Below are 12,726 nucleotides of genomic sequence, written 5' to 3' on the forward strand. Positions count from 1 at the left end.
TACCGGACATGAACCGCATCGTCGGCAGCCACGACATCCTGCTGGTCACCCTCGACACGCTCCGCTTCGACGTGGCCGCGGAACTCGCGGCGGCCGGCCGTATCCCGAACCTCGCCCGCCATCTCCCCGGCGGCCGCTGGGAGAAGCGGCACGCGCCGGGCAGCTTCACCTACGCCTCCCACCAGGCCATCTTCGCGGGCTTCCTGCCCACCCCGGCCGAACCCGGCCGCCACCCGCGCCTGTTCGCCGCCGACTTCGCGGGCAGCGAGACCACGGCCGGCGGCACCTTCGTCTACGACACCCCCGACCTGGTCTCCGGCCTCACCAAGGCGGGCTACCGCACGGCGTGCGTCGGGGGAGTGGGCTTCTTCAACAAGCAGGGCGCGCTCGGCTCGGTGCTGCCCGGACTCTTCGAGGAGTCGCACTGGGAGCCGGAGTTCGGGGTCGCCTCCCCGACCTCCTTCGAGTCCCAGGTGGCCCGCGCCGAGGAGATCGCCGCCCGGACGGCACCGGAGCAGCCGCTGTTCCTCTTCGTCAACGTCTCCGCGCTGCACCAGCCCAACTGGTTCCATCTGCCCGGCGCGCGCAGGGAGGACGGCGACTCCCGCGCCACCCACGCCGCCGCGCTGGAGTACGTGGACCGGCACATCGGCCGCCTCTTCACCGCCATGAGCAGCCGCCGGCCCTGCCTCGCCGTCGTCTGCTCCGACCACGGCACCGCCTACGGCGACGACGGCTGGACCGGCCACCGCATCGGCCACGAGTCGGTGTGGACCGTGCCGTACGCCCACTTCCTGCTCGACCAGGCGGCCGCCCGATGACTTCGGCCACCGTGACCGCCCCGGCCCCGTACCAGAGCTACGTGTACGCCTACCCGCACAAGACCGCGTACCGGAAGCTCACCGACCGGCCGCGGCTGAGCGAGCTGTGGGCGGGCGAGCCCAAGGACGCGCTCTCGCTCTATCTGCACATCCCGTTCTGCGAGGTGCGCTGCGGGTTCTGCAACCTCTTCACCCGCATCGGCGCCCCGGACGGTCTCACCGGCGCCTATCTCGACGCGCTGGAGCGGCAGGCGGGCGCGGTGCGGGAGGCGCTGGGGGAGCGGGAGCCGGTCCGGTTCGCCACCGCCGCCTTCGGGGGCGGCACGCCGACCTTCCTCACCGCCGCCGAGCTGACCCGGCTCTGCGACATCGCCGAGCACCGGATGGGCGCCGACCTGCGCGCCGTCCCGCTCTCCGTGGAGGCGTCCCCGGCCACGGCCACCGCAGACCGGCTCGAAGTCCTCGCCGAGCGCGGCGCCACCCGCCTCAGCCTCGGCGTGCAGAGCTTCGACGACACCGAGGCACGGGCCGCCGTACGCCCGCAGCGCCGGGCCGACGTGGAGGCGGCGCTCGGGCGGGTGCGGGAGGCGGGGATACCCGTGCTGAACATCGACCTGATCTACGGCATCGACGGGCAGACCGAGCACACCTGGCTGCGCTCGCTGGACGCCGCCCTCGCCTGGCGGCCCGAGGAGCTGTACCTCTACCCGCTCTACATACGCCCGCTCACCAGCCTCGGACGGCGTGCCGACGCCGCCGACCCGGAGTGGGACGAGCAGCGGCTCCGGCTGTACCGCGCCGGACGCGACCATCTCCTCGCGCACGGCTACGAGCAGCGGTCCATGCGGATGTTCCGCCGCGCCGACGCCCCGGCCGAGGGCGCCGACGACTACGCCTGCCAGACCGACGGCATGATCGGCCTGGGCTGCGGGGCCCGCTCGTACACCTCCGGGCTGCACTACTCCTTCGACTACGCCGTCGGCATGCACGAGATCCGCGCGATCATCGACGACTACACCGTCCGCCCCGCCGCCGACTTCGCGCACGCCGAGTACGGGCGCCGGATGACCGGGGACGAGGCGCGCCGTCGCCATCTGCTCCAGTCGCTCCTTCAGGCGGACGGGCTGGCGGTCGCCGACTACCGCGAGCGGTTCGGCGGCCGTACCCCGGCCGAGGACTTCCCGGCCGAGCTGGCGCGGTTCGCGGACCGGGGCTGGCTGGAGCCCGGCCCGGTGCTGCGGCTGACCCCGGACGGGCTGGCCCACTCCGACGCGCTGGGCCCTGAGCTGTTCTCCCCGGCCGTGCGGGCCGCGATGGCCGCCTACGAGCGCAAGTGAGCCACCCGTCATGGACCTGACCCTGCTGTACCGGGGCCCGCTGGCCTCCTGTGACTACGACTGTCCGTACTGCCCGTTCGCCAAGCGCCGGGACAGCCGGGAGCAGTTGCGGGCCGACCGGGCGAGCCTGGAGCGGTTCGCCGCCTGGGCCGCAGACCGGACCGAGGACCGGCTCTCGGTGCTGTTCACGCCCTGGGGCGAGGGGCTGGTGCGGTCCTGGTACCGGCGCGCCCTGACCGACCTCTCCCACCGGCCGCACATCCGCCGCGTCGCCATCCAGACCAACCTGAGCTGCCGCACCGACTGGCTGGCCGACGCCGACCGCGACACCCTGGCGCTCTGGTGCACGTACCACCCAGGCCAGACCCCGTACGACCGGTTCCTCGGCAAGTGCCGGGAGCTGGACCGGCTCGGTGTCCGGTACAGCGTCGGCATCGTCGGGTTGCCCGAGCACCTTCAGGCGGCCCGGCGGCTGCGGGCCGAGCTGCCGGAGCGGGTGTACCTGTGGGTGAACGCGGCCGAGGGGCACACCTACGCCGACGCGGAGGCCGAGGTGTGGACCGGGCTGGACCCGCTCTTCCCCTACAGCCGGCACCCGCACGCCAGCGCCGGGCTGCCGTGCCGTACCGGTGAGTCCGTGATCTCGGTGGACGGCGACGGCACGGTCCGGCGCTGCCACTTCGTGCCGGCGGAACTCGGCAACCTCTACGACGGCTCCTACCGGGCCGCGCTCCGCCCCCGCCCCTGCCCGCTGACGAGCTGCGACTGCCACATCGGCTACGTCCATCTGGAGACCCTGCCGCTGTACGACGTGTTCGCGGGCGGGGTGCTGGAAAGGATTCCGGCCGCCGTCGAATGAACCGGGGCCAAAGGGGCAGCCGGTGCAGGTAAGACCGGCGCCGGACGCCGCCGCGAGCGGGTCCGCACCGGGAAACAGGGGGAGACGGGAGGAGTACGAACCCATGGCTCTCGACGGAAAGAGCGTCCTCGTCCTCACGACGAACTACGGGACGGAACAAGACGAACTGACGAAGCCGGTGGCCGCCCTGCGCGACGCGGGTGCCCGCGTGGTGGTCGCCGCGCAGAAACCGGAGGTCATCGCCACCCTCGTCTCCGACAAGGACCCCGGCGACAAGGTCGAGCCGGACACCACGCTCGCCGAGGCGACCTCGGACGGCTACGACGCGGTGGTGGTCCCCGGCGGCACCCTCAACGCCGACCAGCTCCGCATCGACGAGGACGCGCAGCGCCTGGTCACCGCGTTCGCCCGGGAGGGCAAGCCGGTGGCGGCGATCTGCCACGGCCCCTGGCTGCTGGTGAACAGCGAACTCACCGACGGCCGCGACATGACCTCCTACCCGTCGCTGCTGGACGACCTGGTCAACGCGGGCGCCAACTGGACGGACCAGGAGGTCGTGGTCGACACCGAGGGGAGCCACACCCTGATCACCTCGCGCAACCCCGGTGATCTCGACGCCTTCTCCTCCGCGATCATCCGCAGCCTGGGCGGCGACAAGAACTGAGCCCGGCCGGAAGCGGGGCGGTCAGCGGTTTCCCACCGCGGCCGCCCCGCTTCCGCGTGTCAGGGTCCGCTGCACCAGGGACATCACGTCCGCGAAGGACCGGCGGATGCCCAGCGCGGCCCGCGCCGCGTTGGCACCGGGCGCGCCGTGCACCCCGCCGCCGGGATGCGCGGAGGCGGACGCGAGATACAGCCCCCGGACCGGCGTCTCGGGACGGCCTGTGCCGGGGATCGGCCGGAACACCGCCTGCTGGTGCAGGGCGGTGGTGCCGCCGTTGAGGGCGCCCACGCTGAGATTGGCGTCCTCGGACTGGAGCGTGAGTGGCGACAGCACGCGCCGGCTCAGAATCCGGGCGCGGAAGCCGGGCGCGAACTGCTCCACCCGCTGCTCCATCCGGTCCGCCATGATCTCCCGCTCGGCCGCGTCCCAGGAGCCGGTGAGCCCGGCGTCCCCGGCGTCGCCGCGCACCACGCGGGGCAGATGGGTGTAGGCCCAGGCGGACTCGGTGCCCACGGGCGACCGGGTCGGGTCGGCGGTGGTCATCTGTCCCACCAGCAGGAACGGGTTGTCGGGGATCTGCCCCATGGCGATCTGGGCGGCGAACCGGGTGAGGTCGTCCACGCTGTCGGCCAGATGCACGGTGCCCGCGCCGCTCGCCGCACCGGCCCGCCACGGGATGGTGGAATCCAGCGCCCAGTCGACCTTGAAGGTGGCGAAGTCCCACTGGAAGCGCCGCATGTCGTCGAGGACCTGCGAGGGCAGATGCTCGGGGGCGACCAGATGGCCGTAGAGGGCGGGCGCGGAGACGTCCGCGAGCACGGCACGCCGGGCCGGGACCGTGTCGCCGCCCGCCGTACGGACCGCGACGGCCCGGCCGCGCTCGACCACGATCTCCGTCACCGGCTCCCCGCAGCGGATCACGCCGCCCCGCCGCTGTAGACGCCTGACCAGCGCGTCCGTGAGGCCCACCGCGCCGCCCACCGGCACGGGAAAGCCGAACTGCTGGCCGAGCATCGACATGATCCAGCCGAAGCCGCCGCCGACCGCCGACTCCGGGCCCAGGTCCGCGTGCAGGGCGTTGCCCGCGAGCAGCAGCCTGGCTCCCTCGCCGTCGAACTCCTCCTCGCCCAGGCGGCGCACCGGCAGCAGCATGGAGCGGGCGAGACGCAGGGCGCCGCCGCCGCGCAGCTTCAGACCGAGTCCGGCGAGCGCCCGGACCGGAGGCATCGTGGTGAACAGCGCCTGGAGCAGGTCGTGGCCGACCCGGTCCCAGGTCCCGTACTGGGCGCGCCAGGAGCGGCCGTCCCCGGGGCAGAGTCTCTCCAGGCCCTCGGCGGTGACGTCCAGGTCCCGGTCGATCACCGCGCAGCGGTCGTCGGCCAGCGGGTGGGCCAGTACCTGCGGGGCGTGCGTCCAGCGCAGCCCGTCGTCCTCCAGCCGGAGTCCGTCGATCACCGGGGAGGCGGCGGCCAAGGGGTAGAAGGAGCTGAAGACGTCGTTGACGAAGTCGGGGTGGACCCCGCGGTCGCTGTACACGGCGCCGCCGGGCCGCTCCTGGGCCTCCAGCACCTCCACGCTCCAGCCCTGGTCGGCGAGGAGATTGGCCGCGACGAGCCCGTTCGGGCCCGCCCCGATGACCACCGCATCACTCACGGTTCGCCTCCTTTGGGGCCGACTTCGCCGGCTTGGACCCCCGCCGGGCTCCACCGCCGGTGGGCTTCCGTGGTGTCTCCCCCTCGACCACCCGGGCCAGGCGGGCCAGCATGTCCCGGTGCCGGAGCTGGATCACGGCGTCGAGCGCGACGTTGTGCAGCTTCCCGCCCAGCCCGCGCAGCGGGTGCTCGTCCACGATGACGAGGCTCTCGTCACCCCATTCGCGCACGTCGATGGCGATGCGCGCGGTGCCGAACGGGGCGTGGGCCTCCAGTTCCAGGTAGCGGGGCGGCTCGTAACGGCGCACCACGGTCCAGCCTTCGAACTGCTTCGGGCCGACCTTGATCGTGTAGGTGAGCGACGAACCGAGCTCGGGCCAGCGGCCCTCGCGGGGAGCGGACTCGTGGGTTCCGACGACCCAGTCCGCATAGCTGGAAGGCCGCTTCAGAATCTTCCACACGGCAGCCGGCGGACGCCGGATGAGCTGGTACCGGATGGCCACGGTTTCCTCCTTCGCGCAGCACCCGGCGCGGGCCGGGAGCGCCCGCGCACTGCGGCACGAGTAACCCGGTGACCACGGATCACGCGTCCCCGACCCGAACGGGTGACGGAAGCGGCCGTCGGGGCGCCGGGCCGGTCCGGCGGCAAGGCGGCATAAAAGAAGCGTAAAAACTGCCGGAAACTGGCAATGAAATGACCAAGACGCTGTGTGAACATTCCGCCAAGCCGGAGATCAGCGGCGGGCGGAAGGGGGACGGCGCGGATGGCCTGGTTTCTTGGAATCGGCATCACGGGGGTCGTGCTGCTCGTCCTGTCGCTGATCTTCGACGGGCTGCTGGACGGCCTGTTCGACGGCGCGCTCGACGGCTGGCTGTCGCTGCCGGTCATCGCGGGGTTCCTGTCGATGACCGGCTTCGGCGCAGTCATCGCCCACGAGGGCCTGGGCGTCGCCCCGCTGGGGGCCACCGTGACCGGCGCGGTGGCGGGGGCGGGCACGGCCTGGCTGACCTACCGCCTGAGCCGGCTGCTGCTGCGCGACCAGACGGACGCGACCCCGACCGGCAACGACCTGATCGGCACCTCGGGCGACGTGGTGACGGCCATCCCGGCCGGCGGCTTCGGCGAGATCCTCGTCCGGCTCGGCGGGCAGACCGTCAAGTTCGCCGCCCGCAGCGCGGTGCCGGTGGCGCGCGGCAGCGAGGTGTGGGTCGAGGCGGTGCCGTCGCCGACCTCGGTCGTGGTGCGTCCGGTGGAGCGCTGAACCCGGCTCACCGCCCGGCTTTCTCCCACCCCTGACGGGGTGTCACATGTCTGTGTCTTACGTAGGGGGGCCTTGATATGAGTCCTGTGTTCATCGCCGTGGCCGGAGTCCTCGTACTCCTGGTGCTGCTGGCGCTCACCGTGGTCAGCCGCTACAAGGTGGCGGGGCCGAGCGAGGCGTTCATCGTCACCGGGCGCCGGGGCAAGAAGTCCACCGATCCGGAGACGGGGCGCGTCTTCACCGACAACAGCGGCCAGAAGGTCGTCGTCGGCGGTGGCGTGTTCGTCGTCCCGTTCGTGCAGCAGCGGTTCACCCTCGACCTGTCCTCGCGGCACATCCCGGTCGCGGTACGCGGGGCGGTCACCCTGCGCGGGGTGAAGGCCAACCTGGACGGTGTCGCCATCGTCAAGGTCGGCGGCACCGAGGACTCCATCCGCGCCGCCGCCCAGCGGTTCCTGATGCAGCAGGACGGCATCGTCGGTTTCACCCAGGAAGTGCTCTCCGGCGCGCTGCGCGCCATCGTCGGCCGGATGTCCGTGGAGGACGTCATCCGCGACCGCGCCGCCTTCGCCGGGCAGGTCGCCGAGGAGGCCGAGGCCAGCCTGTCCGGGCAGGGGCTGGTGCTGGACGCCTTCCAGATCCAGGACATCACCACCGAGGGCTCCTACCTGGAGGACCTCGGCCGTCCCGAGGCCGCCCGCGCCCGGCAGGAGGCCGACATCGCGGAGGCCGTCGCCCAGCGGGCCGCCGAGCAGGCCCGGCTCAAGGCCGCGGAGGAGATCGCCGTCGCCCAGCGGACGTTCGCGCTGAAGCAGGCGGAGATCAAGGCCGAGACCGACGAGGCCGCCGCCCGCGCGGCCGCCGCCGGACCGCTCGCGGAGGCCGCCCGCCAGCAGGAGATCCTCATCGAGCAGGAGCGGGTCGCCGAGCGCCAGGCCGCGCTGACGGACCGTCAGCTCGACGCCCAGGTCCGCAAGCCCGCCGACGCCCAGCGCTACGCCGCCGAGCAGGAGGCGGAGGCCCGCCGGGTCGCCCGTGTCAAGCAGGCCGAGGGGGAGCGGCTGGCGGCCATCGCGGCGGCCGAGGCCGAGGCGGAGCGGGCCCGGCTCACCGGTGAGGGCGAGAAGCAGCGCCGCGGCGCGCTGGCCGAGGCGGACGCCATCGAGGGTCTCAAGCAGGGTGAGGCCGAGCGGTCCCGCCGTGCGGCGGCCGCCGAGGCGGTCCGGCTGGAGGGTGACGCGGAGGCCGCGGCCATCACCGCCAAGGGCAGCGCCGAGGCCGAGGCCATGCGCAAGAAGGCGGACGCGTACGAGCAGTACGGCGACGCGGCCGTCCTGCAGATGCTGGTCTCCGTGCTGCCCGAGGTCGTCGCCAAGGCGTCCGAGCCGCTCAGCGCCGTGGACAAGATGACGGTCATCTCCACCGACGGCGCCGGCCGGATTCCCCGCGCGGTCGCCGACAACGTGGCCCAGGGCCTGGAACTGCTCGGCTCCACCACCGGCGTCGACCTGACCCAGCTCCTCAAGGGCGTCACCGAGCGCGCCGCCGCGAGCGTGGAGCGCCCCGCCCAGGGCAACGGCAAGGTCGAGATCACCGGCTGAGCCGGGAGAACCAAGGGGGGCCTGCCTCGGTGGCGGGCCCTCTCACAGCTCCCGCGTGGGCCACCCCAGCAGCCGGGCCCCGATGACGGCCGTCTGCAAGGTGTACCGGTGCACCGGGTCGGCCGGGTTGTTGCCGGTCAGCTGGTGGACGCGCTCCAGCCGGTATGTCAGCGCGCGCACGCTCAGTGCCAGCCGCCGCGCGGCCTCGGCACCCCGGCATCCCGAGTCGAAGTACGCCTCCAGGGTCCGCAGCAGCGGCTCGGCGCCCCCACGCGCGTCCCGCAGCGGGCCCAGCGCGCTGAGCACCAGGTCGGCCATCGCCTGCCGGTCCCGCAGCAGCACCGGGTACACCAGCAGGTCGGCCGCGCGCACCACCGGCTCCGGCAGCTCCAGCCGCTCCGCCAGCTCCAGCGTGCTCAGCGCCTCCTCGTACGACTGCACCACGCCGCCCGCGCCCTGCCGGGGGCGGCCGACGGCGACGCGGCCGCAGGCCGGGGTGGCGCGCACCTGCTCGGCGAAGCAGGACAGCACCTCCTCCTGGTCGCCGGGGGCGATGCAGATCAGCTTGCCGTTCTTCGTGGTCAGCAGGACGCGCCGCTCACTGAACCGGGTGAGCAGGGCCGACTCCACCTGCCGGGTCACCGGGGCGGTGTCGGCGTACGCCTCCGGGCCCTCCGCGACCGCGACCGCGTGGGCGTGGGACAGGACGAGACCGAACCGCTCGGCGCGCTCGGCCAGCCGGCCCAGGTCGCTGCGGCCGTACAGCAGGTCGTCGATGAACTCCCGCCGCGCCGCCTCCTCCTGCCGTACGGCGAGCCGCTGCGCCCGCTCGTAGCCCTCGGCGAAGGCGTCCACCGCCTGCTCGACGGCGGCCAGCACCCCGCCCACCGACCGCGCCGGGGTGCCGTCGGGCCATGCGGTCCGGGTGGCCGTCAGGTGCCCGTGCACCAGGGCCCGGAGACTGTGCCCCGCCTCGGCGGCCCGTTCCCCCAGGGCGCGGCGCTCGTCCAGTTCCGTACGGGTGGGGCGCCGCCCGGTGTGGGAGACCTCGGCCAGCATCCGGGCGTACCCGCCCAGGTACTCGGCCATGTCCAGATCCGTCACCCCGCACCCTCCCGCTCTCCCCTGACGTGGTCCGTCCGTGGGAGCGTATCCGCAGGCGCGTGTCCGGCCTAGAAGTCGATCTCCTTGGCCGGGACGAGCCTGGCGCCCATGTTGCGCTCCATCATCTCCAGCGCGGCCGACTCCAGATGGGGGTGGATGGAGGCGACGGCGTCCGGAGGCACGGTGACCTCCAGGTGGCGGATGTGGGCGTCCAGCGCGGAGTACAGCACGCACTGTTCGGTGACCTGGCCGCACAGCACCACGTGCCGGACGCCCAGTTGCCACAGCAGGTACGTCATCGGCGTCTCGTAGAAGATGGAGTGGCGGGCCTTCACCACGAACAACGAGGCGTCGTCCGGCAGGATGGGCTCGACGAGTTCGCGGTGCGGGCCGGCCAGCGCGGTGTCGACCAGTTCGCCGTGGTGGGAGCGCCACTGGCCGAAGGTGTCGTTGGCGTAGATCACCGGCGCGTCCGCCGTCCGGGCGCGGGCGATCAGGTCGGCCACCACGGGTACCACCCGCTCGGCCGAGGGCACCAGCAGTTCGGCGTCCTGGTGCTCGTACGTGTTGATCATGTCGATCACGATCAGTGCGCGGTCGGTCATCTTGCTCCTTTCCGTTCGCCTCCGGCCGAGTACCCGCTTCCCGGAAGTGGTGTGAAGCGGCGCCGTGGGGTTACCCGGCAGACGCCTCGCAGGAAGCGACGAGAAGGGAGGCTTGTGATGGCTCAGCATGTGCGCGACATCATGACCAGCGAACTCGTGACCGTGGAACCGCAGGCGTCGGTGGCGTCCGTGGCCCGGCTGATGCGCGACGAGGACGTGGGCACCGTCCTGGTGACCGAGGAAGGCCAGTTGAAGTGCCTGGTGAGCGACCGCGATCTGGTGGTACGCGCCTTCGCCGAGGGCGTGGACCCGGACCAGACCACCGTGATCCAGGCCGCCTCGGACGACCTGGTCACCATCGGGCCGGACGACAGCATCGACCACGCCGTGGAGTTGATGCGTGAGCACGCCGTCCGCCGGCTGCCCGTGGTGGAGGGCGACGAGGCGGTGGGCATCATCGCGCTCGGCGACCTGGCCATCGAGCGGGACGAGACCTCGGCCCTCGGTGACATCAGCGCGGCCAAGCCGAACTCCTGACGGCCACATCCTCCGCCCGGCGGCCGCGTCGAAGGCCGCCGGGCGAAGGCGTTCAATGGGCGGCGCCGCCGAACTCGGCGTGCTGGGTACGCAACGCCACCGCCGAGTCCTCCTCGGGCGGCCGGCCGTACCGCAGCCGGCGTGCCTCCTGCCGGGCCTCCCGCATCAGCTCACGGAACTCCTCCTCCGTGAGCCGGCGCCGGGGGCGGGGCAGATCCGTTTCCGCGGGTTCCTCGCTGTCCCGTTCTTCCGGCATCTCGCGGTCCCCCCTCACACCTGCGACGGATCTATCGGCCACGGCGTCTTCCGGCCGGCCCGCTCCGCCGCCTCCCAGCGACGGCACGCCCGCACCACCAGACCCACGAGACCGGCCACGGTGAGCAGCCACACGGCCGCGATCGCCCAGGTCAGGTACGACTGCCGCAGGACGATGTCGAGGCCGAGCAGCGTCAGGGTCACCACGGCACCGAGGGTCACCCACAGCGCGAGCGCCCGGCGCCGTGCCCGCCGCGCCCAGGTCACCGGCCGACTCGAGACGCGCATGGTGCTCAGGCGCCAGGCGAGCACCTCGTCCGCTCCCAGGCTTTCCTCTATCTCGGCCAGTCTGCGCAATTCCTGCGGGGTAAGGCTCGCTGCGCCCACCGTGAACACTTCCTCTGAGCTGTTGGTACGACTGCGTGCGGGTATCCGCCTGTTTTGACCTGAAACGCGAAACGTTCAATCATCTGTACCGATCGGCCGCGGCGCTCACCCGCCGTGTTCCGCGACCACCCGTACGGTCTTCAGACCGGGGTCGGCCGCGTCCGGGAGGTTCATGCCCGCCCGGACGCCGGTGACGAGGTAGCGCAGCACCGGCTCGGTGAGCCGTTCGCCCGGCAGCACGGCCGGGATGCCCGGCGGGTACGGCGTGATCATCTCGGCGGCGATGCGCCCCGCCGCCTGCTCCACCGGCACGTCGGTGTGGTCGTCGAAGTAGGCGTCCCGCGGCAACGCGGCCTGGTCCATGCGGAGTTCGTCCGGCCCGGGCACGTACACCCCAGGTGCGTCGCGCAGGGAGTCGGCGTGCCGCACCAGGTCGTTCAGCGCCGTCAGCAGCCGGTCCGCGGTCTCGGCGTCGTCGGCGTGGGTGAACTGGGCGCTGATCCGCCGGTGGTCGAACAGGTGCAGGTCGATGTGGTGGTGCTCGCGAATCCAGTCACCGGCCCGGTAGCCGGTCGTGCCCAGGGCGCCGATGTCCATGACGGAGGGCAGCGGATCGAAGTCGGCGGCGAGTCGGGGACCGCAGAAGTCGTCGGCGTCGTTGACGTGGATGCCGTCGACGGACTCGATCTCCTCCCGGACCTGGGCGGCGAGTCCCAGGGCGCGGCCGATCAGCTCGTCCCCGTGCTGCACCATCTGCCGCCGCCAGGCGTCCATCCCCGCGTACAGCAGCACGCTCGGGCTGGTGGTGCCGAGCAGATCGGCGCGGGAGGCCAGCTCGGCCGGGTCGATGAGATCGCCCTGGAGGTGGAAGACCGACCCCTGCTCCAGACCACTGCCCATCTTGTGGATGCTGGTGACGCAGACGTCCGCCCCCGCGTCCATCGCCCAGCTCGGCAGGTCGTCGTGGAACGGCAGATGCGCGCCCCACGCCTCGTCGACGATGAGCGGTTTGCCCCGGCGGTGGCAGACCTGGGCGATGGCGCGCAGGTCCGCCACCGCGCCGTACGGCGTCGGGCTGGTGACCAAGGCGCCGTCGGCCTCGGGATGCTCGGCGAAGGCCCGCTCGTAGGCGTCGGAGGACGGCGGATGGGCCAGGTGCCGCTCCGGGTCCCACTGGGGTTCCACCCAGACCGGGCACACCCCGGAGAGGATCAGCCCGGCGATCACCGACTTGTGGGCGTCCCGGCCGACGAGCAGCTTGCGGTGCGGCCGGGTCACGGCCAGCATCGCCGCCTTCACCGACAGCGAGCTGCCGCAGGTGGAGAAGAAGGTGTGCTCGGCACGGACCGCGTCCGCCATCAGCGCCTCGGCCCGTTCGAGGACGCGGCCGCCGCTGAGCCTGCTGTCCAGGCCGCCGCTGGCCAGGACGTCCCCGGCGAACACCGCCTCGCCCAGCACGGCCACCGCCCGCGGATCGGCTCCGCGCGCCTGCTTGTGGCCGGGCGGGGTGAAGCCCAGCTCCTTCGCCGCGTGGTAGTCGGTCAGCGCGTCGAGTACGGGTGCTTCCTCGTGATCGAAGGCCATGTGTCCCGGAGTTCCCGGTCGTCAGCCCGTCATGCCCGCATCGGCAGGCACATCCGGT

The 12,726-nt window shown here is 72.7% G+C and carries 14 protein-coding genes; 7 read left to right on the forward strand and 7 right to left on the reverse strand.

Annotated elements, in window-relative coordinates; translation table 11 throughout:
• Positions 1-8: 8 nt before the first annotated feature.
• From OG448_RS26840 to OG448_RS26855, 4 genes are all read left to right on the forward strand, one after another.
• Entirely contained in the window at positions 9-821 is an 813-nt protein-coding gene (locus OG448_RS26840) for an STM4013/SEN3800 family hydrolase (protein WP_405558982.1), read from the forward strand.
• Positions 818-2,158 (forward strand): STM4012 family radical SAM protein, encoded by a 1,341-nt coding sequence (locus tag OG448_RS26845; RefSeq protein ID WP_405557540.1) that lies wholly within the window; start codon positions 818-820, stop codon positions 2,156-2,158. Before OG448_RS26840 ends, OG448_RS26845 begins: the two co-directional genes overlap by 4 nt.
• A 10-nt stretch (positions 2,159-2,168) precedes the next feature.
• The gene (locus OG448_RS26850) at positions 2,169-3,017 is read left to right on the forward strand and encodes an STM4011 family radical SAM protein (protein ID WP_405557542.1); all 849 of its coding nucleotides are present in this window, start codon (positions 2,169-2,171) and stop codon (positions 3,015-3,017) included.
• Positions 3,018-3,120: 103 nt separating this feature from the next.
• Positions 3,121-3,681 carry a type 1 glutamine amidotransferase domain-containing protein gene (locus tag OG448_RS26855; protein WP_405557543.1) on the forward strand — a complete coding sequence of 187 codons (561 nt, stop codon included), beginning with the start codon at positions 3,121-3,123 and terminating at the stop codon, positions 3,679-3,681.
• A 21-nt stretch (positions 3,682-3,702) separates the two neighbouring features.
• Here OG448_RS26855 and OG448_RS26860 read toward each other — a convergent pair whose 3' ends face one another.
• The gene (locus OG448_RS26860; RefSeq protein ID WP_405557545.1) at positions 3,703-5,334 is read right to left on the reverse strand and encodes a phytoene desaturase family protein; all 1,632 of its coding nucleotides are present in this window, start codon (positions 5,332-5,334) and stop codon (positions 3,703-3,705) included.
• The gene (locus tag OG448_RS26865; RefSeq protein ID WP_405557547.1) at positions 5,327-5,836 is read right to left on the reverse strand and encodes an SRPBCC family protein; all 510 of its coding nucleotides are present in this window, start codon (positions 5,834-5,836) and stop codon (positions 5,327-5,329) included. Before OG448_RS26865 ends, OG448_RS26860 begins: the two co-directional genes overlap by 8 nt.
• A gap of 261 nt (positions 5,837-6,097) precedes the next feature.
• Here OG448_RS26865 and OG448_RS26870 point away from each other — a divergent pair, with 261 nt between their 5' ends.
• Together OG448_RS26870 and OG448_RS26875 are read left to right on the forward strand one after the other, a co-directional pair.
• A complete protein-coding gene (locus tag OG448_RS26870) occupies positions 6,098-6,595 on the forward strand; it encodes an NfeD family protein (RefSeq protein ID WP_405557549.1) in 498 nt (165 codons plus the stop codon).
• A gap of 77 nt (positions 6,596-6,672) precedes the next feature.
• Positions 6,673-8,196, forward strand: coding sequence for a flotillin family protein (locus OG448_RS26875; protein ID WP_405557551.1), 1,524 nt, complete (start codon positions 6,673-6,675; stop codon positions 8,194-8,196).
• Positions 8,197-8,238: 42 nt separating this feature from the next.
• On the opposite strand, the gene OG448_RS26880 is transcribed toward OG448_RS26875, so the two are convergent.
• Complete coding sequence (locus tag OG448_RS26880; RefSeq protein ID WP_405558984.1) at positions 8,239-9,285, reverse strand: PucR family transcriptional regulator; 1,047 nt, start codon at positions 9,283-9,285, stop codon at positions 8,239-8,241.
• 83 nt (positions 9,286-9,368) lie between these two features.
• Positions 9,369-9,905: a cysteine hydrolase family protein gene (locus tag OG448_RS26885; protein ID WP_405557553.1), complete on the reverse strand. Its 537-nt coding sequence runs from the start codon at positions 9,903-9,905 to the stop codon at positions 9,369-9,371.
• Positions 9,906-10,022: 117 nt separating this feature from the next.
• On the opposite strand from OG448_RS26885, the gene OG448_RS26890 reads away from it, so the two are divergent.
• Positions 10,023-10,442 (forward strand): CBS domain-containing protein, encoded by a 420-nt coding sequence (locus OG448_RS26890; RefSeq protein WP_405557555.1) that lies wholly within the window; start codon positions 10,023-10,025, stop codon positions 10,440-10,442.
• Between the two features lie 52 nt (positions 10,443-10,494).
• Here the strand turns inward: OG448_RS26890 and OG448_RS26895 are convergent, their stop codons facing one another.
• From OG448_RS26895 to OG448_RS26905, 3 genes are all read right to left on the reverse strand, one after another.
• Complete coding sequence (locus OG448_RS26895) at positions 10,495-10,698, reverse strand: hypothetical protein (protein WP_391298078.1); 204 nt, start codon at positions 10,696-10,698, stop codon at positions 10,495-10,497.
• A gap of 14 nt (positions 10,699-10,712) precedes the next feature.
• Positions 10,713-11,084, reverse strand: a complete 372-nt coding sequence (locus OG448_RS26900) for a hypothetical protein (protein ID WP_405557557.1) — start codon at positions 11,082-11,084, stop codon at positions 10,713-10,715.
• A gap of 105 nt (positions 11,085-11,189) precedes the next feature.
• Positions 11,190-12,668, reverse strand: a complete 1,479-nt coding sequence (locus OG448_RS26905; protein WP_405557559.1) for an aminotransferase class I/II-fold pyridoxal phosphate-dependent enzyme — start codon at positions 12,666-12,668, stop codon at positions 11,190-11,192.
• Positions 12,669-12,726 lie beyond the last annotated feature (58 nt).

It is taken from the genome of Streptomyces sp. NBC_01171, assembly GCF_045039805.1.
Classification (GTDB): Bacteria; Actinomycetota; Actinomycetes; order Streptomycetales; family Streptomycetaceae; genus Streptomyces.